The organism is Leptotrichia massiliensis (genome assembly GCF_900104625.1).
In the GTDB taxonomy this organism is placed as follows: Bacteria; Fusobacteriota; Fusobacteriia; order Fusobacteriales; family Leptotrichiaceae; genus Leptotrichia; species Leptotrichia massiliensis.
In genome coordinates this window covers 1,374,793-1,398,273 of sequence record NZ_FNVZ01000005.1, presented here as the reverse complement: position 1 = coordinate 1,398,273, position 23,481 = coordinate 1,374,793, and the positions used below count along the sequence as shown (strand labels likewise).

Genomic DNA, 23,481 nt, shown 5'->3' with positions numbered 1-23,481 from the left:
AATTTTACTTTATTTTTGTTTTAATTAAACCAACTAAACTAAAATTGAAATTCAGGAAGTAAGGAGATGCAAGGGAAAGCCACTTATTTCCTTCACTTAAAATAAATTGAAAAAAGTAAGATTTAAGAAAAAACAATTAACTAAAAAAACTTAAAATAAAACTTGCAAATAAAGACTATTTACTTGAATATTTAATGAATAAATTTTTTTAAAATATGATATAATAACAAAAAAATTAGTAAATAAAAAATGAGGAAAATAAAGAAATGAAAAATTATTTAAAGGGGATAAATCAAAGACTTGGAAATATTTTTGTGAATATTCGGACTTTGGAGGAATTGGAAAAAAAGACCAAAAGTGTGGTAAATGAAGAGGAGAATGTATTTGAGTACAATCAGAATGTTAAAAAAGTTAATGATTTTATAAAAAAGGGAGAATTTAAAAGGGCGAGAAGTGTTTTGGAAGAGATGAAGGGGCTTCATCGGATGGGGTATTATGAGCTTGGGAAGTATTATTATTTTTGTGAGAGGGATTTGAGCAAGGCAGAGAGCAATTTGTATATTGCTTTTGAAAATGGGATTGTAAAGGCTGGATATTATCTAGGTCTGTTAGAGGAAAAGAGCGGAAATATAAACTTGGCTAGAAACTGGTATGTTACCAGTTTTAATTTTTCTGAGGAGTCTGTTATGAAGCTATTTTATTTTGCCATTAGAGAACAGAATTTCTGGGCAATAGATGGATATTTTTATTATTTGCTGCAATACGGCGAGAGTGCTAAAAATCTGTATGAATTTGCCAAATATTATTTTTGGAGAAATGATGCTGAAAAAATAAAGGAAATTCAGAATAAACTGCTGAATGAAAGCCAAATTTTGTATTTAACAAAAGAAATTTTATACAATGTTGAATGTATGCTTGGAGATGAAAAGAGCAGGGAATATATAAAGTTTGTGGAAAACGCTAAAAATCTTGAGAAATTAGGGGAAATAGAAAAAGCAGAAAAATTTTATAAAAAATCAATTGAATATAGTGAATATGGGAATGTAGAACTGGCTAAATATTATGGAAAATTTGCAGAATTTGATAAATATGAAAAACTAAAAAGGATTTTTAAAAATAATTTTCTGAAACAAATACGATCAGAAACATCTTATCAGCTTGGAAAGTACAGTGAACACGAAAACAATCTTTACGATGCGATAAAATGGTACGAAATATCTTCAAAAAATGACAATTATAAATCTTTCTATAAACTTTCAAAACTGCAAAGTCAAAAATTTTCTGAAACAGAAACAAATTTACAGAATAACTATTTTAAATATTTAAAAAGCTCTGCAGATTTAGGATATGCACGAGCAATGATTGAAATGGCATTTGATTCACACTTAAACAGTCTGGAAAGTTTTGAGGTATCAGAGAAGATTTTGACACAGAATAATATTTTTGAACTGACAAAGGCAATAATGAATAAGGCAAAAATGATTTATTTTGGAAATGAAATTAAGGAAGTTCTGGAAATAAATTATGAAGAGGAAAATACGAATACGATAAAGATGTTATTTGAAAATGAGAAAAAAAGAAAATCTAATATTTTCAAATAATTAAAATATAATTTTTACTTTTTAAACAGAGTCTACCATAAACTAATCCGTCGGAACATTTGGTATTAAGATTAGTTTTAAAATTATTATTACTTAAAATAGAAAAACCGTTTTAAATGAATTAATCAAATAAGACGGTTTTTTGTTATTTATTTGCTATAAAATATATTTAAATTCTAGTCTTTTATAACAGGCTTTAATGCTCCTAATATAAGAGCTGAAACGATACTTCCAATAATAACTGCTACTAAGTACAATAAGAAGTTATTGCTTAATACCATTACTAAAATTCCACCATGTGGGGCAGGTATTTTTATGTTGAATAAACCTGTTAATCCTCCTGCAATTGCTGAACCTACAACACTTGCTGGAATAATTGTTTTCGGATCTGCCGCCGCATAAGGAATCGCACCTTCTGTAATAAATGATAATCCCATTACATAATTTGACAGTCCAGCTTCTCTTTCCTGCTCAGTAAATTTATTTTTAAATAATGTCGATGCTAATGCAATTGCGATAGGTGGCACCATTCCTCCAGCCATAACTGCTGCCATTGGAATACTTCCTCCAGAAGACAATGTTGCTGCCAGAGAACCTACACCAAATACATAAGCTGCTTTATTTACAGGCCCTCCCATATCTATTGCCATCATTCCACCTAAAATCAATCCTAGCAATGCTGCACTTGCTCCACTCATTGAAGTAAGCCAGTTATTTAATCCTGTATTTATTATTGAAACTATCGGATTTAATACTAAAACCATACCTAAACCTGTCATTAAAACAGATAAAACAGGATAAAACAAGATCATTTTTAATCCATTTAATGATTTTGGCAAGTTTGCTAATGCTTTTACTAAAAATTTAACTACATAACCAGCTAAGAAACCTCCAGCTAACGCTCCTAAGAAACCTGAACCTCCAGCTTTTGCCATTGCTCCTGCAACTAATCCTGCTGTAAGCCCTGCTCTTTCACTTATGCTGTATGCTATATATCCTCCTAGAACAGGTATAAATAAATCAAATGCAACGCCTCCAATTTGAACTTTCAGTATATATGCTAATGTTGTAATTGAACCGTAAATCTGTCTAGGGTCATCAGTATTTACAGATTTAGCAAGACTTTCTGCATTTCCTTTTCCTGCCAAAGTATCAACCAAGAATGCCAATGCAATCAATATTCCTCCACTTATTACTAATGGAAGCATATAAGAAACTCCGCTTAATAAGTGTTTGTAAAGTCCTTTTTTCTCAGACGAAGATTCTTCAGAAGAAGCTGTAGAAGAACCGCTTGCATGGAAAATAGGGGCTTTTCCATCTAAAACTTGCTGAATTAATGCTTTTGCGTTGTTAATACCTTCCTTTGCCTCCACTTGAATTAATGGTTTACCGTCAAATCTGTTAACTTCAATATTTCTGTTAATCGCTAAAATTACACCAGTCGCTTTTTGAATATCTTCATCAGTTAAGACATTTTTTCTACCGTCAGCACCATTTGTTTCAACTTTTATGTTTACTCCCATTTCATCAGCTGCTTTTTTAAGTGCTTCTGCCGCCATATAAGTGTGGGCAATTCCTGTTGGACAGGCTGTTGCCGCGATTATGTAAGGAGCGTTTTCATCTGATGAAGTCTGTGCAGGTGCTGCTTCTTTCTTTTCTTCCTCTGCAAATTTTTCTGCTTCAGCCTTGTTAATAATATCCAATACTTCGTCAGCAGTTTTTGCATTTTCTAGTGCCGCTTTAAAATCATCATCTAATAATAATTGTGATAATCTTGCAAGTGTTTCAATATGAGTGTTATTCGCACCATCTGGAGCTGCAATCATGAAGAACAGTGTCGCAGGCTCCCCGTCCAATGAATCATAGTCGATTCCTTCTGGCTTTCTTCCCATAGCAAGTGCAGGTTCTTTTACAAATTCTGTTTTCGCATGCGGAATCGCGATTCCTTCCCCAATTCCAGTTGAACTTTGATCTTCTCTTGCCATCAATGCCTTCACATAGCCGTCATAGTCATTTAAGACACCTGTTTTTTCATGCAATGTTGCAAGTTCCTTTATAATGTCTACTTTATTTGTAGATTTTACATCCAGATTTATTCTATCTTTAATCAGTAAATCTGATATTTTCATATTTATACCATCCTTATTAAATTTATTTTTGCATTTAACATAATAAAACCACTTTAAAATTCGATTCAAAAATCATCATTATTTTACTCAAATTGAAATTTGATTTTTATTGATTTAAGTTTATTTTAGAAAGTTTCTTTTGTAATTTCAATTTCGCTGTATAATTTATTTACTAAATCTTTTTCTGCAAGTCCATATGAATAAGCTGTTGCACTTCCCGAAGCAACTGCCAGCCTAAATGAATCTTCTGGAGAAAGCCCTTTTACAAATCCAGCAATAAATCCTGCAACCATAGAGTCTCCCGCTCCGATTGAGTTAATTAACTGTCCTTTTGGAACAGATGCTTCCAGTACAAAGTCTTTGTTTACAAGTAATGCACCTTCGCCACCTCTGGAAAGAATAACATTTTTTACACCTTTGTCCAAAAAGAATTTACATTTTTCCACAATTTCAGCTTTTGTTTCCAATTTTTCGTTAAACATTTCCCTTAGTTCATGAATGTTTGGTTTTACAAAAAGGTTGTTGTGAATGTTATCCTGCAGTAAGTTTCCTCTTGTGTCAAGAACAATTTCCACATTGGCTTTTATATTTTCCGATAATTCTTTGTAAATTTTACTGCTAACTGAAGCAGGGATGCTTCCTGAAAGTACAAGAATATCTCCATCTTTCAAATCAGAAATTTTGCTAGTTAGTTCCTGCAATTTTTCAGATGTAATTTCTGGTGAAACTCCTGTAAGTTCGGTTTCCTTGTCGTTACCATTAACTTTTACATTAATTCTAGTATTTCCTTCAAGTTCCACAAATTCAGATTTAATGTTATCTTTTTGCAAATCTCTAATAATAAAATCTCCAACAAATCCAGCCACAAAGCCGATTGCTGTAGATTCCACATCCAGATTTTTCAATACTTTTGAAACATTAATTCCTTTTCCACCAGCTCTGTAATTGACTTCATGTGCAAGATTCAGATGTTCAGCCTGTAAGTCATTTTTCAGATACATGTCATAATCCAATGCTGGATTCAATGTCAATGTGTAAATCATAATTTTCCTCCTTAAAATTAAACATTATTTCCCATTTATTTATATCATTTGAGACTTAAAATGTCAAATTAATTAATTAATTAATTGTTTATTTTTTCTGATTGACAATTTAGAAATTTCTATGTATAATAAATTTGGTTGTTGAAAAAGTAAATTAATTTTTTATCTATAAGATGAAATAAAATTATGCGAGTGTGGTGGAATGGTAGACACGCTATCTTGAGGGGGTAGTGGCAGTAGCCGTATGGGTTCAAGTCCCATCATTCGCACCATAAAACCCCACACAAAACAGTGGGTTAGTTCAGTAATATCAGCACTTCTAAAGGTTGATATTTTTTTCAATAATTTTTTATTAAGTTAATTATAAAATAGAAATACTGCGAGTGTGATGAAATTGGTAGACATGCTATTTTCAGAGGGTAGTGGCAGTAGCCGTACGGGTTCGACTCCCGTCACTCGCACCACTAATAAATATATTAAAAAAATCACAGTTATTACAGTTAGCTGTGGTTTTATTTTTTATGATCGTAAAAATTATTATGTGAATTTTTTGGAAATTATAAGGTAAAATGTTTAAATCTGTGCTACAATGTTATCAATATTATAAAAACATAAATTTTTTAATTAAAATTTTACATAAGGAGAAAAGTATGGAGCAAACTGAAACATTGATAAAAATTAATAATCTTGTTACAAGTTTTCGGATAAAAGATGAATATTTTCCCGCTGTGGATAATATTTCGCTGGAACTTAGAAGAAATGAGATACTTGCGATAGTGGGGGAGTCAGGATGTGGAAAAAGTACGCTTGCAACTTCTATTATTGGACTGCATAATCCGATTAACACAAAATTGACAGGGGAAATCAATTTTGAAGGGAAAAACTTGGTAGAAATTGATGAAGAACAATACAATAAAATTAGAGGAAATAAAATTGGGATGATATTTCAGGATCCTCTATCAGCTTTAAATCCACTTATGAGAATAGGAGAACAAATTGATGAAGGAATGATTTATCATACAAAATTGTCCAAAACAGAAAGAGAAGCCAGAATGCTGGAATTACTAGAGAATGTAGGAATAAAAAATCCAAAACGTGTAGCAAGGCAATTTCCGCACGAATTATCTGGAGGAATGCGTCAAAGAGTAATGATCGCAATAGCACTTTCCTGCAAGCCCGAAATTATTATAGCCGATGAGCCGACAACAGCATTGGACGTTACAATACAGGCACAAATACTGGATTTATTAAAAACTTTGCAAAGTGAAATAAATGCTGGGATTATACTGATTACACATGATTTGGGTGTCGTTGCCGAAATGGCGGACAGAGTGGCAGTAATGTATGCTGGAGAAATTGTAGAAATCGCAAACGTAAATGATTTGTTCAATAATCCAAAACATCCCTACACAAGATCTCTGCTAAATTCAATTCCGCAACTTGACACAGAAACAGAAAAATTACACGTAATTCAAGGAATTGTTCCATCGCTAACCAAATTAGAGAGAACAGGTTGTCGTTTTTCTCAAAGAATTCCATGGATAAAGGAAAGTGAACACGAAAAAAATCCGACATTGCATGAAGTGGAAAAAGAGCATTTTGTGAGATGTACTTGCTGGAAAAATTTTCATTTTGAAAAATAAATCAATCTATTGGAAAGATTAATTTATATTTTCATCTCTTAAATAGTAAATTTAGTATAAAATTTTTCAACAAATAATAAATCGACGGAGCTTTTATTTGTTCAACTACGACTGTTTGACGACTATAAGGAGGAGTTTCGGAGTTGGGCAAATAAAAGTCGTAGTCTAGCCATAGGTGCAGGATTTGCGGCAATGAGCAATCCTGCGAAAAAAGAAAAAAACATATTAAAAATAGTAAGAACTATTATTAAACAAAGTAATTTAATACTAAATCCCATTAGAAAATAGAAACTATGCTAAAATAACTATTATTATGAAATAAAGGGAAATGGTGATTGATTTCCCTTGCTTTATAAAAATAAAAATTATAGATAAAATAATTATTAATTAAAATAAATTAAAATCAAAATGAGAAATTATAGTTTTAATTTAGAATTTGAGTTATTGAATATTTTGGAAGGAAGGAATAAACAAAAATATGAGTTTTATTGAAGTGAAAGACTTGAAGGTTCATTATCCTATTCGTGGGGGCTTTTTCAATAAGGTAATTGACCATGTGTATGCTGTGGATGGTGTCAGTTTGACTATTGAAGAAGGGAAGACTTATGGACTTGTGGGGGAGTCGGGGTCTGGAAAGTCTACGATTGGAAAAGCGATAATTGGGCTTGAGAAGATAAAAAGTGGAAAGATAATTTACGAAGGTAAGGAAATTGATAGGAAGTTTCGGAATAGAAGGAGTGAATACAATAGAAACGTGCAGATGATTTTTCAAGATTCGCTGTCTAGCTTAAACCCTAAGAAGAGAGTGATTGACTTGATTTCTGAGCCTTTGAGAAATTTTGAGAATTTGACTTCAGATGAGGAAAAGAGGAAGGTGTCAGAACTGCTGGAAATTGTAGGGATTAATAGAGAAGATATTTATAAATATCCACATGAATTTTCTGGAGGACAGAGACAGAGGCTGGGAATTGCACGGGCTGTTGCAACTAAGCCTAAATTGATTATAGCAGATGAGCCTGTGTCAGCACTTGATTTATCGGTTCAGGCACAAGTTTTGAATTATATGAAGGACATTCAGGAGCAGTTTGGGCTAAGTTATCTTTTTATTTCTCACGATCTGGGAGTTGTAAAGCATATGTGCGATTATATGTTTATAATGTATCGTGGAAGATTTGTGGAAACTGGGATAAAAAATGATATTTATAAAAATCCTGAACATTTTTACACAAAACGGCTAATTGCTGCAATTCCAGAAGTACATCCTGAAAAAAGGCTAGAAAATAAAAAAAGACGATTAGAAATTGAAAAGGAATATTTGAAAAATGAAAAAAAATATTATGATGAAAATGGGCGTGTATTTGATTTAAAAAAATTAACAGATACCCATTTTGTCGCTATTAAAGATGAAATAATGCAAAATAACGGAAAAGGGGGAAAATAATTAATGTGGAAAACAGTTTTACGAAGAATTTTGGTTATGATACCGCAACTATTTATACTTAGCCTATTAATCTTTATTTTGGCAAAGCTTATGCCGGGAGATCCGTTTACAGGACTGATTACACCACAGACTGATCCTACAGCACTTGAAGAATTGCGAAGAAAGGCAGGGTTGCTGGATCCTTGGCATATTCAGTATGTAAGATGGCTAAAAAATGCCGTTTCTGGAAATTTGGGAATGAGCTACACTTATAATGTTCCTGTAAAGACGCTTATTGGAGAACGGGCAGTAAACACATTTATTTTGTCGTTGCTTAGCCTTATTTTGACATATTGTATTGCAATACCGCTTGGAATACTTGCTGGACGTTATCAGAACTCATTTCTTGATAAATTTGTCACATTTTATAATTATGTAAGCTATGCGATTCCGACTTTTGTGCTTTCGCTTATAATGATTTGGTTTTTTGGATATACGCTTGGATGGTTTCCAACAACTGGATCGGTGACAGCTGGACTTAGTACGGGCACTTTTGGGCATATTTTGGACAGGATTTATCACATTATATTGCCTGCAATTACGTATGCATTGCTGGGAACAACTTGGATTGTGCAGTATTTGAGAAATGAAGTAATTGACGCTAAGAATCTGGATTATGTGAAAACGGCGAAAAGTAAAGGAGTACCTAAAAATAAAGTTTATTCAAGACACATTTTTAGAAATTCGATTTTACCAATTGCGGCGTTTTTTGGTTATTCGATAACAGGGCTTCTGGGAGGTTCGATTTTTATTGAAAAAATATTCAGTTATCCTGGAATGGGAGGACTGTTTGTAAATTCAATTATAACACGAGATTACAGCGTTGTAACAGCATTAATACTGCTGTTTGGATTTTTAACATTGCTTGGAAGTTTGCTTTCAGATATTATTCTTAGCATTGTTGATCCTAGAATTAGAATAGAGTAGGTGGTGAAAAAATGTCTAATAATGAAATTTTAAAGAAAAATAATGAAAAAGCAGAAAATTTTGATGAAATTAAGAAAAGCAGCAAGCCGACTGGAATTAGTGTTATTGTGAGGGAGATTTTAAAAGATAAATTGGCACTTGCTTCGCTTATTATTCTTGTAATTCTTTTTGGAATAATTTTTATTGGATCGCTTTTTGCAAATCAGGAGGAAATTATGAAAATAAGCCTTCTGGATAAATATGCTATTCCTATGAAAGAGGGATTTTGGCTAGGTTCTGATTCTGGTGGGCGTTCAATATTGGGGCAACTGATACTAGGTGCTAGAAACTCGATTATTATTGGTTTTACAATAACAATTTTGACATCAGGAATTGGGATATTTTTTGGTTTGATTGCAGGATATTATGGAAAATGGGTGGATAATGTAATTATGAGAGTTATCGATTTTATTACGATTTTGTCTACACTTATGATCATTATTGTGTTTGTTACTATTGTTCCAAAGTACACTATAGCAACTTTTGTGCTGATAATGAGTGCATTTTACTGGGTTGGAGCAGCAAGGCTGATTAGAAGTAAGGCACTTGCTGAAAGTCAGAAAGATTATATTTTGGCTTCAAAGACTATGGGGACAAAGGATTTTACGATAATCTTCAGGGAAATATTGCCTAACTTGAGTTCAATTATAATTGTGGAATTGACATTAGGATTTGCTGGAAATATTGGAATTGAAACAGGGCTTAGTTTTCTTGGCTTTGGATTACCGCTTTCTACTCCGAGCCTTGGGACTTTGGTTGGTTATGCAGCAGATCCGGAAGTATTGTCAACAAAATTATGGATTTGGCTTCCAGCGTCAATATTGATTTTAATTATGATGCTATGTATTAATTATGTCGGACAGGCTTTAAACAGAGCGGCTGACGCAAAACAGAGAAGAGGATAAAACTAAAAAAGGAGAACAGTATGAAAAAATGGAAATTAATAATCACGTTTCTTGTATTAATATTTGTAGTTTCGTGTAATCCAGGTAAAAAGAGAAGCGAAATGCCAGGTGCAAAACTGAATTTATCATTGTTTCCAGAAAAAACCTCAAATAATGAGCCTGCGATAGAAGGTGGGACTTTACAAGTGGCGTTAGTAAAGGATGATCCGTTGGTTGGAGTTTTTAATGAAACATTTTATTCTGATGGTTACGATGGTGAGATTATCTCAATGTTTTTAAGCTCGGGTATATTTGAAGTGGATGAAAATTTTGAAATAACAGATACAGGAGTGACTACTCTTACAGTTGATGCAAAAAATAAAAAAGCTACAATAAAAATAAAAGATGGTGTGAAGTGGTCTGATGGACAGCCTCTGACTGCTGATGACATTATTTTTCCCTATGAAATTGTAGGACATAAAGATTATACAGGAGTTCGATATACTGAAGAAAGTCAAAAGATTGTTGGAATGAAGGAATATCACGATGGGAAAGCCCCAAATATTTCAGGTATAAAAAAAATAGATGATAAAACAGTGGAAATTTCATTTTTGCAGCTGGGACAAAGTATTTATACAGTTGCAAACGGACTGGTTGGAAATGCACTACCAAAACACTATTTGAAAGGAATTCCAATAAAAGAATTGATTTCATCGGATAAAATTAGAATGAAACCAGTAACATTGGGACCATATAATTTAACAAAAGTTTCACGTGGAGAAAGTCTAGAATTTACAGCAAATCCTTATTATTACAAAGGAAAGCCAAAAATTGAAAAGGCAATAGTGCAAGTAGTAAATTCACAATCTATAGTGGCGGCATTAAAAGCTGGGAAATATGATTTTGTAATGAGCATGCCTGATTCTCTTTACAATAATTATAAAGATTTTAAAAATATAGAAACATTAGGACAACAGGATTTGTATTATTCGTATTTGGCCTTTAAATTGGGGCATTATGACAAAGCAAAAGGAGAAAATGTGACAGATCCAAATGCCAAGATGTCGGATTTAAGATTACGTCAAGCTCTTGTGTATGCGATAAATGTTGAGGAAATAGCACAGGCATTTTATTTTGGGTTAAGACAGGAAGCAACTTCATCAATTCCTCCTGTTTTTAAGAAATATTTTCCAAAGGACTTGAAAGGTTATCCGTATAATCCTGAAAAAGCAAAACAGCTGCTGGATGAAGCGGGATACAAGGATGTAAATGGAGATGGAATCCGTGAAGATAAAAATGGAAAGCCCTTTGAAATAAAGATGGCATTTATGGCAGGAGGCGATGTAGCAGAACCACTTGCTCAAAACTACATTCAAAGCTGGAAAAAAATAGGAATAAAAGCAGTTCTTACATCAGGAAGATTGCTAGCTTTCCAGAATTTTTATGAAAAAGTGCAAGGAGATTCTAAAGATATAGATGTATTCTTTGGAGCTTGGGGAGTTGGAACAAGTCTAGATCCAACTGGATCAGCAGGAAGAAAATCCCAGCTTAACTTTTCTCGTTTTGCATCAGAAGAAAATGACAGGCTAATAGGTGAAATATTAGGAGAAAAATCATTAACAGTTCCAAATTATAAAGTAGAAGCATACAAAAACTGGCAAAAATACTATATTGGACAAGCCGTAGAAGTTCCATTAATGTACAGATATAAACTTTATCCAGTAAATAAAAGATTAAAAAATGTTTATATTGGATATGATTCATCAAAAAAAGATGAGGGCATTCATAAGTGGGAATTAACGGCTATTACTCCAATGAGATAGTTTTTTACAGGATTTTATATAACTTTATTTTCTTTTATAAATAAAAATAAAATAAATAATAAAAAATGTAAGGGCATGATAATAACTATGCCCTTACTTGAAAATATAATATAAAAATTTAAAATTTGGTTTGATTTTGAGATGTTTTATTGTGGTTTAGAGATAGGTTAAAACAATGTGTAAATAAAATCAAAATTATATATTTTTCAATACTACTTCCAGCATTTCATCATTTATATCTTCTATTGTTCTCAAATTGTCTTTATTAACACATGAAATTACATTCCAGCAGTATTTTTCTGATAAATCTTTAGCAACTTTATATGCATTTTTCAAATAATTTTTGTCCTTTTCATGAATATCTTTCTCTTTTTCACCAGTTATTTTATTTTCTCTATCTTTCATAAGTTTTTGACTAAATTCAAAAGGAATGTCTAGAAAAAATACAATATCTGGTTTTGGTATTTGAATTTTACTCCATTCCAAATCTATTAACCAATCCAAATATTTTTCACGTTCAGATTTTTCTAGAATTTTCGGAATTTGATGAATCATATTTGAAATAGTGTATCTATCACTAATTACAATTCCACCATTATTGTAAAATTCTTCCCATTCTGTCTTAAACGAAGCGAATCTATCAACTGAATAAAGCACGGAAGCCGCGTAAGCATTCACACTTTCAGCCGTTTTTCCAAATTCACCTGCAAGATACATTTTTACTGGTTCAGAGGCCCTGCTTTCATAATTTGGAAAGGATATTTTTTTTACATTATTTTCACCTTTTATTTCTTTTAATTTCTTGCATAGTAATTCTGTTTGTGTTTGTTTTCCACTTCCATCTGTACCTTCAATAATTATTAATTTTCCCATTTTTAATTTCCTTGTTTATTTATATTTAACTGTATTTTTATTTTATAAATTTTATTTTTCATTGTCTAGTATTGAAACAGAACGATGAGCAACAGAAGTTATTACTTCATTAAACTGTAATATTCCTACACTCAAAAATATTGCTACAGCCAGATGTTCCCCTTCTCTTGCCAGTCCAATTTTCCCGCCGACACTAAGCCCATTTATAATCGCTTCAATTTGACTCATTGCCTCTCGCATTGCACCAATTACTGCACCATCGTGAGCATGCACATCCTGAATCAGATTATTTCGTTTTGCTGCTATTAATGCACTTTCAATAAATTTAAAACGAGACTGAGGCATTGCACCACCAACATTTACAGCAGCAGTTTTTATCCCAATTTTTCTGTAGTCTTGCATTAATTTTTTTTCTTCATCTCTTGAAGAAATCGCCATTTTTAATGCTGTTCTGCATATTTCTACACTTTTATTATTTTCTTCCATTTTTGGAATCTCCTTAAAGATATATTTTTTTATTTAAATTAATCATTTAGTTTTTTCATTTATTAGCAATTCCACAGCTTCTACATATCCTTCCTTACCTTTACCATAAATCTGGGCAATACAAGCAGGTGCTGTAACTGAAGTTTTTCTAAAAGCTTCTCTTTCGTGAATATTACTTAAATGTACTTCTACAGTTGGAATTAATATTGATTTTATTGCATCAAAAATTGCATAGCTGTAATGAGTATAAGCTCCAGGATTTATTACAATTCCATCAAAGTTTCTGAAATATGCTGACTGTAAAAAATCAATAATTTTTCCTTCAGAATTTGATTGCAAAATATCTATTCTTACTTTTTTATCAGAAAATTTATCTTTTATATAGCTGCAAATACTTTCATAATCATCATTTCCATAAATATCCTTTTCTCTAATTCCCAAAAAGTTTAAGTTAGGACCATTTATAATCATTATTTTTTTCATTTTTTATTTGCCATCCTTATTTTTTATTTTAAAGTTTTCCTCTTAAAGCAGTAATTATTCTATCAACAATTATACTCATATCATCATTATTTTTTATAATAATATCCGAATATTTTTTATACAAGTCTATTCTTTCATCGTATAATTTCTGAATATTATTAATATCTTGTAAAAGAGGGCGATGTTTATGGTTTTCTTTAGAAATATCATTAATTTCCCTATTTAGAAATATTACAATTCCATTTTTTTTCAAAATATCAATATTTTCTTTCTTTTTAACGGCTCCACCGCCTGTTGAAATTATAAGACCTTCTTTTTCCGATAATTCCTTCAAATATTTAGTTTCAAGATTTCGAAAATATTCTTCCCCCTCATTTGAGAAAATGTCTGAAATAATACGATTTTCCTTTTCTTCCAAATATTTATCTGTATCCAAAAGTGGATAACCAATTTTTTTGGATAGCCAATATCCAATTGTACTTTTTCCGCAGGCAGGCATTCCAATTAATACAATATTTTTCATAAACTACTTACCTTTTCTTTATGTTTTTTGTTTTCAAAATTACATTCTTTTAAACTGATTTTCGCTTTCTACATACTCATAACCAGCTTCACTAAATTTGTTTAGAAGCCAATCTTTATCAACGCCGTAATAATTTATCAAATCATTCAAATCTAAAAATTCATCTCGTAATTTCATATTTATAAGGCTATAAAGCAGCATTATATCTTGTGTCTCAAAATTTATCATTTTTTCTCCTAATTTTTATAATTTTACAAAATTATTTTCACTTTCGATTCGTCATTTTCATCAATATTTTCAATTATAACATTTTTACTTGTATCTGAAAATAAAGTATAATATTCATTTCCACGTTTTTCCAAAAAATCTCCAATTCTTACATTTTCTGTACCTAGATTTCCAACAACTTCGTAAACTTCATTATAAATTGTTTCCAAAAATCCAATATCAAAAATTGTAAATAATTGTGGTTCATTGTCTATTCTGAAAAATGCTTTTTCAGGAACGATGAAATACAATGTTGACTCATAACCCATATTTATTCCAAAGATGATATGTCCACGGTGTTCTAGCTCATAATTTACAATTGAGTACAAAATATCAACAAGAGATTCATCATATTCCAGCTCTTTTGAACGGATACTTTCCCAATTTATATTTAAATCATCAGGATTTATACCTTTTTTTATAAGTAAGTTTCTAAATCCTTCAGTATAGCCTTTTGCCATAAATTTGTAAAAATAGCTGTCAGAATATTTTATTAAATATTGGTAATAAAAGTCTGAAAAAGTAGCAATTTTATTTTCACTGTTTTCATCACTCAGAAATTCTTCACCAAAATATTTTTTTACAGTTTCTTCAGGCTCGAATAAATATTCTCTTCTAGCTTCTACGTATTTCAAAAAATTATCTGAATTTAGCACTTCCGCAGCAAAATCGTCAAGTTCATTATAAACAGATAAGTCAAGATGTTTAGTTTTATCAGCTAAGTTTATGTATTTTCGATCCTTCAAGATTTTGTTTTCTTCCTCTATTGGATTTTCTAAAGTATAAACTTTCTCATCTTTTTCCTCACTTACATTTTTAACATCTTCATTGTTGTTAAAGTTTTTTTCACTCATTTTGGCTCCTTCCGATTTTTAACTTTTTATTTATTAATTTATTTTTCTTCTTTTTTTTCAATTGATTGAATTATAAATTTAATATTTGATATATTTTCAAATTTTACTATTTTTTTCAATTTTTCCTTATTGCCATACGACAATGAAGAAGTGTTAATATAATCATCAAACCATTTGTCATAGTTATTATACAATTTTCTAAGTTTTTTTAGGCTTGATTTTGAAGCAGCTGCAGCCTTTTTCATTTCTTTTCCTTCAGTTCCTCTTACATCCAGTAGTCTTTCCAGTTTGTCGTATTCTTCATCTACAATTGTCTGCATTTTACTAGATGCCATTTTTTTGTACTCTTCTTTATCAATTTTATCCCCTGCACTGTATAAATAATCATAAATTGCATTTATATTCTCATCTACAGTTTTTGGATCTTTTTCAGCTTCAAGATAAGTATTCATATTTAAGTTAAATGTTTCCAAAAGTAAGTAATTATTAGTGTAGGCATACGACTGAAATTCTCCTGTATCAGCTAAAAAGGCTCCAAATGCATTTTGTAAAAATTTTCGATATTCCAAAACATAATCGCTATAATATGCATACATTGTTCTAAAGTTAGAACGTCGATTTCCCGAAAGTCTTGCAAACTCCTTGTCAAAATATGCACGGTTTTCATTATATAAATTTGTCATTACTTCTGTATAAGTTGAATTTGCAACAGCCGTCTTATCTTTGGAGGAATTAAAATTTTTATCAAAAATCACTTTCTGTCTTTCATTTCCTGCATCAATAATTTCCTTATTTGTTCGTGCAAAACTAATACTTGCAAGAACTAATATTCCCAATATTATTTTTTTAAACATCAAATTTTCCTTTCTTCTAAACTCTCTTTTATTTATATAATTTTTTTGATAATTTTTTATGAATTTCTTTTAAAATTTCTGATCCATATTCTTCATTATGCCAAATTTCTTCAGACTTTATTGCTTGTGAAATAAGCATCGTAAGTCCATTTGCAACTTTTATGCCCTTTAACTTGTACTTTCTCATAAGTACAGTTTCTTCTGGGTTATAGACAATGTCTACCACTGCATTCGTATTAATCAAATTTTTTTTCTCAAGAGGACAATTGTCAATAGCTGGATACATTCCGACTGGAGTACAGTTTACAATTAATTCAATATCCCGTAATGATGAAATTGTTGAATAATGAATTAATCTATCCTGTGTTCTAGTTTTAAATGGGTCATTTTCAATAATTGTAGCAAGATAAACATTTTCTGCGCCACTGTCAATTAATCCAGCGTAAATAGCTTTTGAAGCTCCTCCAGTTCCAAGCACAAGCACTTTTTTACCATTCACATCAATGTCATTTAATTCCAGCGTTTTCAAAAATCCAAAGTAATCAGAGTTATCTCCAATCAATTTTCCATCCCTTAATGTTATCGTGTTTACTGCACCAATCTTCTTAGCAGTTTCTGATACTTCATCCAAATATTTAATAACTTCCAGTTTATACGGAATTGTAACATTAATCCCATTAAATTCTCCATTTCTCACACTTTCCAGTAATTCTTCAATTTCATCAATCTCCCTTTCAATCATTTTATAAATAGCCTTTTTCCCAGTCAGCTCAAAAAAGATTTCATGAATTTCTTTTGAATAACTATGTCCCAATTTTTCCCCTAATAATCCATATTTTTCCATATTTTCCTCTTTTCCACATAATTAAACTTTCAAACTATCCAATTCTTCTGCTGTTAATTCCCGATATTCCCCCAATTTTAAATTTTCATCTAGCAAAAGATTTCCCATTTTCATCCGTTTCAAATAAAGAACTTCATTATTAACAGCTTTAAACATTCTCTTTACCTGATGAAACTTCCCTTCAGAAATTGTTATATATGCCAAATATTCATTGTTTTCACTATTATTACAAATTATTTTGACTTTTGCGTTTTTGGTTATAAAATTTTCTTCTAATTTTATTCCATTTTCAAGCGTTTTTATGTCCTCTTCAGTAAGAGGATTGGCAATTTTTACATAATATTTTTTATCTACATGCTTTTTTGGAGAAAGTAAATTATGCGACAAAATTCCATCATTTGTAAGTAAGAGCAGACCTTCTGTATCAATATCCAGCCGTCCAACTGGAAAAATATCATAAGTTCTGTACTCATCGTTTAATAAGCCAATAACAGTTTTGTGATGATTGTCTTCCGTTGCGGAAATCACTCCAGCGGGCTTATTCATCATAATGTAGACAAATGGCTTGTAATAAATAATGTTATCTTCATATTTTACAATATCTTTTTCTTCATCAATCTGAATTTTTCCATCTTTTACAAAAGCATCATTAACACTTATTTTCTTATTTTTCAGTATTTCCTTGACTTCTTTCCTTGTTCCAATTCCTGAATTTGCCAAAAATTTATCCAATCTCATTTCGCACTCAGACTCCTTCAAAATTAATCTTGTACCTAAAAATGTAAATAAACACATATTTTGAAACAAATAATACAACTTTTGCGTTTAATCTTAATTTATTACGTTTTTTTATATTTTCAAATTATATAATTTGTAATTTCCCAAAATTTGTAAGTAATTTGATTTTTCTCTCATTTCCTCAAGTGCCATTTTTACATTCTCGTCAGCCATATTACCTTCAAAATCGATATAAAAATAATATTCCCAAGGTTTATTCACTCTCGGACGTGATTTTAGATTTACCATATTGAGCCCATATTTATAAAATATCTGCAGTAACTCTATCAAAGCCCCTGATTCATTCTTTGCACTCGTTACAATGCTAATTTTATCACTTCCGTCAATTACAATGCTCTCATTTGAAATCACAAAAAATCTTGTATAATTTTCCTCTTCGTTATTGATATTTTGTTTCAATAGTTCTAAATCGTACATTTCTTTTGTTTTCATATTTGCAATACAGGCGTTTTCCTTTTGGTTTTTTGACTCAATATATTTTCCGCTAATTGCAGTATTTGTCATTCGATTAAGATGCCACTCTTGCTTTGATAAAAATTCTGAACATTGCATAAAAGCCTGTTCGTGAGAATAAACATTCTTTATATCTTCGATTTTGCTTCCTTTTACACCAAGCAAGTTGTGTGAAATCTTATGTCTGACTTCTCCGATTATGTGGATATTTTTTGTATTTATCAAGTCAATGCTGTCCCGCACTTCTCCAACAATAGAATTTTCTATCGGCAATATTGCAAGATCAATTTGATTAGTATGCACAGCTTCTACTAAATCCTTGTGTGAATTAAAATGAAAAATATTTTTATTTTCTTCAATACTGGAAAAATTTGAATTTTTGTTATTTTTGAGCAAGTTCATAAGCACTTCGTAAGCATAAGAACCTGGTACTCCAGTATATCCCAGTTTTTTATTTTCCAATTCCAAATCATTCACATATTTAGTAGAAATCCCAATTTTAAACTTTTGGTACTCTTTGCTGGAATTCATAATATCTTTTAAAATAAGTTCAATATAATGATTTAGCTCCTTATTTTTAACTCTTTCCAGATTCTTTTTAACAACTTCCTTTTCCCTTTCCTCATCAAAAATTTTCTTTCCAGTATTTTTTTTAAATTGTGCCACTTCCTGTACAATATACAGTCTTTCCTCAAGTAATTCTACAAGCTGTTTATCCAGTTTGTCTATTCTTTCTCGAATTTCTCCTAAATCCAAAATTTTATTTATATCCATTCATCATACCTTTTTCTTCTATAAAAATAATTTATTTTTATTATAACACAGCTTTTTTAATTTTTCTTTAGAGTATATTTGAAATTAAATTATTTATTATAGCAATAAATAAATATTTTTCTACCTTAGTATAAATTATACTAGAATAAACTCGAAAAATCAAGGAAAATAAAAAAAGGGGCATTTCTAAAATTAATTAAAAATAACTCCTTTTTTATTAAATCATATTTTATTTTTTAGATTAATCTTCTATATAATCTTGAATTTCAACTGGCTCAATATTCCAAATTTCTTTTGCATATTCGGCAATTGTTCTGTCTGAACTGAATTTACCTGCATTTGCAATATTTTTAAGAGCTTTTCTAGTCCATTCTCTTTTATCTTTGAAGGCATTTTGAAGCCTATCTTGTGCTTCTCTATATGATGCGAAATCTTTTAATAGGAAATATACATCCGGACGAGAACCATCTACTCCGTATAATAATGAATTTTGTAATTCTCTGAAGATTCCTGTATGGTTATCGTCATAAGTTCCATCACCTAACTGATCCACAACTTTTTTAAGTCCTTCTACGCTGTTATATTCGTCAAATGGATTATACCCTCCATGTGCTTGATAATTTTCAACTTCCTGTGCAGAAAGTCCAAAGATAAAGGCATTATCAAGTCCAACTTCTTCAACGATTTCCACATTTGCTCCATCCATTGTTCCAAGAGTTAATGCACCGTTTAGCATAAATTTCATATTACCAGTTCCAGATGCTTCTTTACTTGCTGTAGATATTTGTTCTGATACATCTGCTGATGGGAATATTTTTTCTGCAAGTGAAACTCTATAGTTTTCAAGGAATACAACTTTGATTTTTCCGTTAATGTCGCTGTCGTTGTTTACTTTTTCTGCAACAGCATTGATTAATTTGATAATTCCTTTTGCACGTCTATATCCAGCAGCTGATTTTGCTCCAAAAATAAATGTTCTTGGTTCAACATCCAAATATGGATTTTCTTTTAATCTGTTGTACAAGTCCATAATATGAAGTACATTTAACAGCTGTCTTTTATACTCGTGCAGTCTTTTAACTTGAATATCAAAGATAGAATGAGGATTTACTTCAATTCCTGTAGTATCTTTTATATATTTAGCCAATTTTTCTTTATTATGCAATTTGATTTCAGAAACTCTGTTTAATATGTTGTCATCATCTAAGTATTGCTCCAATTTTTTAAGTTCGTATAAGTTTGTAACCCACTTGTCTCCAATTAACTCTGTAATTAATGCTGCTAATTCAGGATTTGCTTTTAGTAGCCATCTTCTTTGAGTAATTCCATTTGTCTTATTTAGGAATTTTTCAGGATATAATTCATTCCATTCTTTTAATTCACTGTTTTTAAGAATTTCTGTATGCAGTGCTGCAACTCCGTTTACTTTGTGCGATCCTACGATTGCAAGCCATGCCATTCTAACTTGTCCATTTCCAATGATTGACATTTTGTTGATTCTTTCCCAATCTCCTGGATATTTTTGCTGCAATTCTGCGATAAATCTTCTGTTAATTTCTTCAATAATTTGGTAAGCTCTTGGCAATAATGGCTGGAATAGTGAAATATCCCATTTTTCCAATGCTTCTGATAAAATTGTATGGTTTGTGTAAGCAAATACATTTTTACAAATATTCCAAGATTCATCCCATCCTAATTTTTCCTTATCCAAGAAAATTCTCATTAATTCAGGAATTGCAACTACTGGGTGAGTGTCATTTAACTGAATCGCAACTTTGTCTGCAAATTTAGAAAAATCGTTTCCAAATACAGATTTATATCTTCTAATAATATCTTGCAATGAAGCAGACGTAAAGAAGAATTGTTGTTTTAATCTTAATTGTTTTCCATCTTTTTCAGTATCATTTGGATATAATACTCTTGAAATATCTTCAGCTTGAACTGCTTTTGCAGACGCTTGTAAATAAGTTTGATCGTTGAATAATTTTAGGTCAAATCCTTCAGGTGATCTTGCTTCCCATAATCTTAATGTGTTTACAGTATCATTTCCATAACCGATTACTGGTACATCATAAGCTACAGCGTGAACTGTTTCAGTATTTACACGTTTAAAGTATTCTTTTCCAAATTCATCACGGTGAACTTCAATTTGTCCACCAAATTTTACATCAAAAATTCTGTCCATTCTTTTGATTGACCAAGGGTCTCCGTATTTAGTCCAGTCATCTGGATATTCTATTTGGAATCCATTTTCAATTTTTTGTTCGAACATTCCATATTTATATCTAAGACCATATCCAAGCCCTGGTAATTTTAATGTTGCAAGTGAGTCAAGAAAACATGCGGCAAGCCTTCCAAGTCCTCCGTTTCCAAGTCCTGCATCCATTTCACGATCTTCAATTCTGTTAATGTCTATACCTAATTCATTTAATGTTTCCTTAATAATATCGTTAATTTGTAAATTAATCAGGTTATTTCCCATAAATCTTCCCATTAGAAATTCTGCTGAGAAGTAATATATTTGTTTTACCTGTTTTTTAGCATACGTCTTTTTAGTATTATACCATTTTTCCACCGCATAATCTAAAGCTGCCCTTGAAATTGCATAATATAATTCAAATTCATGGGCTTCCTCAAGGGTTTTTCCATATTGTCTTCTCAGTTTCCTAAGAATACTTCCCTTTAATTCAGCTTTATCAATTTTCATATTGCCTCCTAAAATATTTTTTTTCACCTCAACTGTATCACTTTTTTAGTATTATTTCAATACTTTTTTTATAAAATTAATATCATTTAACCATTATTTTAATTTTATATAATAAAATATACTGATTTTTTTTATAAAAATTCGTAAAACTTCAAGTATTTTTCAATAAATTGTGAAAGATATAAAATAAAATATATAAAAAGAAATCAAATTGTGATATAATAATGTTTGAAATATAACAACAAATAAGGAGAGGGTATAATGGCTAGAAAAAAAGCTGAAGAAAAAGAAAAAGAAGATAAAGGATTAAGCGAAAGAGAGAAAATGCTTAATTTGGCACTGAAACAAATTGAAAAGGATTATGGTGAAGGTGCTATAATGAAACTTGGTGAAAATCAAAAAATGAATATTAGGGCTATTTCTACAGGAAGTTTGAATTTGGATATAGCACTTGGGATTGGTGGAGTACCAAGAGGAAGAATTGTTGAAATTTATGGAGCAGAATCATCTGGGAAAACAACACTTGCACTTCATATTATTGCGGAAGCTCAAAAAGCTGGGGGAACTGTGGCATTTATTGATGCGGAACACGCTTTGGATCCAGTTTATGCAAAGGCTCTCGGAGTAAATATTGATGAATTGTTAATTTCGCAACCTGATACTGGAGAACAGGCACTTGAAATATCAGATATGCTTGTAAGAAGTGGGGCAATGGATGTAATTGTTGTGGATTCGGTTGCAGCACTTGTTCCAAAAGCTGAGATTGAAGGAGAAATGGGAGATCAGCAAATGGGACTTCAAGCAAGACTTATGTCAAAAGCACTTAGAAAATTGACAGGAAATATTTCAAAATCTGATACAGTTATGATTTTTATTAACCAAATAAGAGAAAAAATTGGTGGATTCTCATTTGTTCCAGGAGTACAGACAACGACTTCGGGAGGACGTGCATTAAAATTCTTTTCAACTGTAAGAATGGAAGTAAAAAGAGTAGGTTCTGTTAAACAGGGAGATGACGTTATTGGAAGTGAAGTTGTAGTAAAAGTTACAAAAAATAAGGTTGCACCACCATTTAAAGAAGCTAAATTTAATGTTATGTATGGAACTGGAATTTCTAAAATTGGGGAAGTACTTGATGCAGCGATTAATCTTGGAATTGCTTCAAAAAGTGGAGCATGGTTCAGTTATGGCGATGAACGTTTAGGACAGGGTCGTGTAAATGTTGAAAATATGCTGAAGGAAAACAAAGAAGTATATGGAAGACTTGAAAAGCAAGTGCTTGATGCTATTCGACCAAAACAGGAAACAGAACAATTAAAAATTGTAGAAACTGTTGAAGTTGAAAATGCTGAAAGTGAAGAAGCGGAAAATAATGAAGATTAATAAAATTTATCGTAATAAAATATATCTTGATACTGAGGAAATTATGGATATAAGTCCTCTTATTAGGCAAAAATATGATTTGAAGGTAAATGACAGTATTGAGAGGTTTTATGATGAGATTTCGTATGAAGCCTCTCTTGAAAAAGGTATTTTTCTGATTTCATTAAAAGACAGGACAAAAAAGGAAGTACGGTTAAAGCTGGAAGAAAAATTTTGGAATAAGAACGCAGTTTTAAAGGCAATAGAAAAGCTGGAGGAATTTGGGTATCTGAATGACCTAAACTATGCGATTTCATACATTGAAAGCAAAACTTATGGAAAAAATCGTATTTCTTACAATCTTTTTCAAAAGGGAATTGACAGAAGTACAGTTGAAAAAGCGTATTTGACTTTGGATGAGGAAAAAGAAGAAAATATTGATGATGTAAAACTGAAAAAATTAATTGATAAAAATAGTAGAAAAATCAATTCAAGCAACAGTCGGGATGAAAAGAAACTGAAGGAAGAGCAGAAACTTATACAATATTTGGCAAGGCAAGGTTTTTCTCTTGATAAAATCTTTAAAAAATTAAAAGAGCACAAGGAAAATTACTAATAAGCAGTAAGGGAGGAA

The 23,481-nt window shown here is 31.0% G+C and carries 21 protein-coding genes and 2 tRNA genes; 10 read left to right on the top strand and 13 right to left on the bottom strand.

The features are described 5' to 3' along the window. Positions 1–266 precede the first annotated feature (266 nt). A complete protein-coding gene (locus BQ5344_RS10675) occupies positions 267–1,601 on the top strand; it encodes a hypothetical protein (RefSeq protein ID WP_071125294.1) in 1,335 nt (444 codons plus the stop codon). 176 nt (positions 1,602–1,777) lie between these two features. On the opposite strand, the gene BQ5344_RS10670 is transcribed toward BQ5344_RS10675, so the two are convergent. Together BQ5344_RS10670 and pfkB are read right to left on the bottom strand one after the other, a co-directional pair. Next, complete coding sequence (locus BQ5344_RS10670) at positions 1,778–3,730, bottom strand: PTS fructose transporter subunit IIABC (protein ID WP_071125293.1); 1,953 nt, start codon at positions 3,728–3,730, stop codon at positions 1,778–1,780. 125 nt (positions 3,731–3,855) lie between these two features. Further along, entirely contained in the window at positions 3,856–4,773 is a 918-nt protein-coding gene (pfkB, locus tag BQ5344_RS10665; protein ID WP_071125292.1) for a 1-phosphofructokinase, read from the bottom strand. A gap of 188 nt (positions 4,774–4,961) precedes the next feature. Here pfkB and BQ5344_RS10660 point away from each other — a divergent pair. From BQ5344_RS10660 to BQ5344_RS10630, 7 genes are all read left to right on the top strand, one after another. Further along, positions 4,962–5,045 (top strand) — tRNA-Leu (locus tag BQ5344_RS10660). A 107-nt stretch (positions 5,046–5,152) separates the two neighbouring features. Next, positions 5,153–5,237: transfer RNA gene (locus BQ5344_RS10655), tRNA-Leu, on the top strand. A gap of 186 nt (positions 5,238–5,423) precedes the next feature. Further along, positions 5,424–6,416 (top strand): ABC transporter ATP-binding protein, encoded by a 993-nt coding sequence (locus BQ5344_RS10650; protein WP_071125291.1) that lies wholly within the window; start codon positions 5,424–5,426, stop codon positions 6,414–6,416. Positions 6,417–6,894: 478 nt separating this feature from the next. Then, positions 6,895–7,857 carry an ATP-binding cassette domain-containing protein gene (locus BQ5344_RS10645; protein WP_071125290.1) on the top strand — a complete coding sequence of 321 codons (963 nt, stop codon included), beginning with the start codon at positions 6,895–6,897 and terminating at the stop codon, positions 7,855–7,857. 3 nt (positions 7,858–7,860) lie between these two features. Next, the gene (gene opp4B / locus BQ5344_RS10640; protein ID WP_071125289.1) at positions 7,861–8,823 is read left to right on the top strand and encodes an oligopeptide ABC transporter permease; all 963 of its coding nucleotides are present in this window, start codon (positions 7,861–7,863) and stop codon (positions 8,821–8,823) included. Between the two features lie 11 nt (positions 8,824–8,834). Next, positions 8,835–9,767, top strand: coding sequence for an ABC transporter permease (locus tag BQ5344_RS10635; protein WP_071125288.1), 933 nt, complete (start codon positions 8,835–8,837; stop codon positions 9,765–9,767). 20 nt (positions 9,768–9,787) lie between these two features. Beyond that, on the top strand, positions 9,788–11,569 hold the full coding sequence (locus tag BQ5344_RS10630) for an oligopeptide ABC transporter substrate-binding protein (RefSeq protein ID WP_071125287.1): 1,782 nt from the start codon (positions 9,788–9,790) through the stop codon (positions 11,567–11,569). Between the two features lie 195 nt (positions 11,570–11,764). On the opposite strand, the gene BQ5344_RS10625 is transcribed toward BQ5344_RS10630, so the two are convergent. From BQ5344_RS10625 to BQ5344_RS10575, 11 genes are all read right to left on the bottom strand, one after another. Beyond that, the gene (locus BQ5344_RS10625; RefSeq protein ID WP_071125286.1) at positions 11,765–12,442 is read right to left on the bottom strand and encodes a dTMP kinase; all 678 of its coding nucleotides are present in this window, start codon (positions 12,440–12,442) and stop codon (positions 11,765–11,767) included. A gap of 51 nt (positions 12,443–12,493) precedes the next feature. Further along, positions 12,494–12,928, bottom strand: a complete 435-nt coding sequence (locus tag BQ5344_RS10620; protein ID WP_021770203.1) for a HutP family protein — start codon at positions 12,926–12,928, stop codon at positions 12,494–12,496. A 42-nt stretch (positions 12,929–12,970) separates the two neighbouring features. After that, the gene (gene aroQ, locus BQ5344_RS10615) at positions 12,971–13,411 is read right to left on the bottom strand and encodes a type II 3-dehydroquinate dehydratase (protein WP_021770204.1); all 441 of its coding nucleotides are present in this window, start codon (positions 13,409–13,411) and stop codon (positions 12,971–12,973) included. Between the two features lie 28 nt (positions 13,412–13,439). Next, positions 13,440–13,934: a shikimate kinase gene (locus BQ5344_RS10610; RefSeq protein ID WP_071125285.1), complete on the bottom strand. Its 495-nt coding sequence runs from the start codon at positions 13,932–13,934 to the stop codon at positions 13,440–13,442. A 39-nt stretch (positions 13,935–13,973) separates the two neighbouring features. After that, a complete protein-coding gene (locus tag BQ5344_RS10605; protein WP_021770206.1) occupies positions 13,974–14,162 on the bottom strand; it encodes a DUF4250 domain-containing protein in 189 nt (62 codons plus the stop codon). A 23-nt stretch (positions 14,163–14,185) separates the two neighbouring features. Beyond that, positions 14,186–15,055, bottom strand: coding sequence for a hypothetical protein (locus BQ5344_RS10600; RefSeq protein WP_021770207.1), 870 nt, complete (start codon positions 15,053–15,055; stop codon positions 14,186–14,188). Positions 15,056–15,093: 38 nt separating this feature from the next. After that, positions 15,094–15,909, bottom strand: a complete 816-nt coding sequence (locus tag BQ5344_RS10595) for a hypothetical protein (protein WP_071125284.1) — start codon at positions 15,907–15,909, stop codon at positions 15,094–15,096. A gap of 28 nt (positions 15,910–15,937) precedes the next feature. Next, positions 15,938–16,753: a shikimate dehydrogenase gene (aroE, locus tag BQ5344_RS10590; RefSeq protein ID WP_071125283.1), complete on the bottom strand. Its 816-nt coding sequence runs from the start codon at positions 16,751–16,753 to the stop codon at positions 15,938–15,940. Positions 16,754–16,774: 21 nt separating this feature from the next. Then, positions 16,775–17,491 (bottom strand): pseudouridine synthase, encoded by a 717-nt coding sequence (locus BQ5344_RS10585; protein WP_071125282.1) that lies wholly within the window; start codon positions 17,489–17,491, stop codon positions 16,775–16,777. Positions 17,492–17,602: 111 nt separating this feature from the next. Next, entirely contained in the window at positions 17,603–18,778 is a 1,176-nt protein-coding gene (locus BQ5344_RS10580; protein ID WP_071125281.1) for a chorismate mutase, read from the bottom strand. Between the two features lie 241 nt (positions 18,779–19,019). Further along, positions 19,020–21,485, bottom strand: a complete 2,466-nt coding sequence (locus BQ5344_RS10575; protein ID WP_071125280.1) for a glycogen/starch/alpha-glucan phosphorylase — start codon at positions 21,483–21,485, stop codon at positions 19,020–19,022. 261 nt (positions 21,486–21,746) lie between these two features. Here BQ5344_RS10575 and recA point away from each other — a divergent pair, with 261 nt between their 5' ends. Continuing rightward, on the top strand, positions 21,747–22,868 hold the full coding sequence (gene recA, locus BQ5344_RS10570; protein WP_071125279.1) for a recombinase RecA: 1,122 nt from the start codon (positions 21,747–21,749) through the stop codon (positions 22,866–22,868). Next, on the top strand, positions 22,858–23,463 hold the full coding sequence (locus tag BQ5344_RS10565) for a regulatory protein RecX (RefSeq protein ID WP_071125278.1): 606 nt from the start codon (positions 22,858–22,860) through the stop codon (positions 23,461–23,463). Before recA ends, BQ5344_RS10565 begins: the two co-directional genes overlap by 11 nt. The last annotated feature ends 18 nt before the right edge of the window (positions 23,464–23,481 follow it).

What these genes read in the sequence shown, in the direction of transcription:
- BQ5344_RS10610 (WP_071125285.1), bottom strand. Translation starts at nt 13,934, where the DNA reads ATGAAAAATATTGTATTAATTGGAATGCCTGCCTGCGGAAAAAGTACA.
- BQ5344_RS10635 (WP_071125288.1), top strand. Translation starts at nt 8,835, where the DNA reads ATGTCTAATAATGAAATTTTAAAGAAAAATAATGAAAAAGCAGAAAAT.
- BQ5344_RS10585 (WP_071125282.1), bottom strand. Translation starts at nt 17,491, where the DNA reads ATGAGATTGGATAAATTTTTGGCAAATTCAGGAATTGGAACAAGGAAA.
- BQ5344_RS10565 (WP_071125278.1), top strand. Translation starts at nt 22,858, where the DNA reads ATGAAGATTAATAAAATTTATCGTAATAAAATATATCTTGATACTGAG.
- BQ5344_RS10595 (WP_071125284.1), bottom strand. Translation starts at nt 15,909, where the DNA reads ATGTTTAAAAAAATAATATTGGGAATATTAGTTCTTGCAAGTATTAGT.
- BQ5344_RS10645 (WP_071125290.1), top strand. Translation starts at nt 6,895, where the DNA reads ATGAGTTTTATTGAAGTGAAAGACTTGAAGGTTCATTATCCTATTCGT.
- BQ5344_RS10675 (WP_071125294.1), top strand. Translation starts at nt 267, where the DNA reads ATGAAAAATTATTTAAAGGGGATAAATCAAAGACTTGGAAATATTTTT.
- BQ5344_RS10620 (WP_021770203.1), bottom strand. Translation starts at nt 12,928, where the DNA reads ATGGAAGAAAATAATAAAAGTGTAGAAATATGCAGAACAGCATTAAAA.
- BQ5344_RS10580 (WP_071125281.1), bottom strand. Translation starts at nt 18,778, where the DNA reads ATGGATATAAATAAAATTTTGGATTTAGGAGAAATTCGAGAAAGAATA.
- BQ5344_RS10600 (WP_021770207.1), bottom strand. Translation starts at nt 15,055, where the DNA reads ATGAGTGAAAAAAACTTTAACAACAATGAAGATGTTAAAAATGTAAGT.
- BQ5344_RS10630 (WP_071125287.1), top strand. Translation starts at nt 9,788, where the DNA reads ATGAAAAAATGGAAATTAATAATCACGTTTCTTGTATTAATATTTGTA.
- BQ5344_RS10575 (WP_071125280.1), bottom strand. Translation starts at nt 21,485, where the DNA reads ATGAAAATTGATAAAGCTGAATTAAAGGGAAGTATTCTTAGGAAACTG.
- aroE (WP_071125283.1), bottom strand. Translation starts at nt 16,753, where the DNA reads ATGGAAAAATATGGATTATTAGGGGAAAAATTGGGACATAGTTATTCA.
- BQ5344_RS10650 (WP_071125291.1), top strand. Translation starts at nt 5,424, where the DNA reads ATGGAGCAAACTGAAACATTGATAAAAATTAATAATCTTGTTACAAGT.
- BQ5344_RS10670 (WP_071125293.1), bottom strand. Translation starts at nt 3,730, where the DNA reads ATGAAAATATCAGATTTACTGATTAAAGATAGAATAAATCTGGATGTA.
- BQ5344_RS10625 (WP_071125286.1), bottom strand. Translation starts at nt 12,442, where the DNA reads ATGGGAAAATTAATAATTATTGAAGGTACAGATGGAAGTGGAAAACAA.
- aroQ (WP_021770204.1), bottom strand. Translation starts at nt 13,411, where the DNA reads ATGAAAAAAATAATGATTATAAATGGTCCTAACTTAAACTTTTTGGGA.
- recA (WP_071125279.1), top strand. Translation starts at nt 21,747, where the DNA reads ATGGCTAGAAAAAAAGCTGAAGAAAAAGAAAAAGAAGATAAAGGATTA.
- opp4B (WP_071125289.1), top strand. Translation starts at nt 7,861, where the DNA reads ATGTGGAAAACAGTTTTACGAAGAATTTTGGTTATGATACCGCAACTA.
- BQ5344_RS10605 (WP_021770206.1), bottom strand. Translation starts at nt 14,162, where the DNA reads ATGATAAATTTTGAGACACAAGATATAATGCTGCTTTATAGCCTTATA.
- pfkB (WP_071125292.1), bottom strand. Translation starts at nt 4,773, where the DNA reads ATGATTTACACATTGACATTGAATCCAGCATTGGATTATGACATGTAT.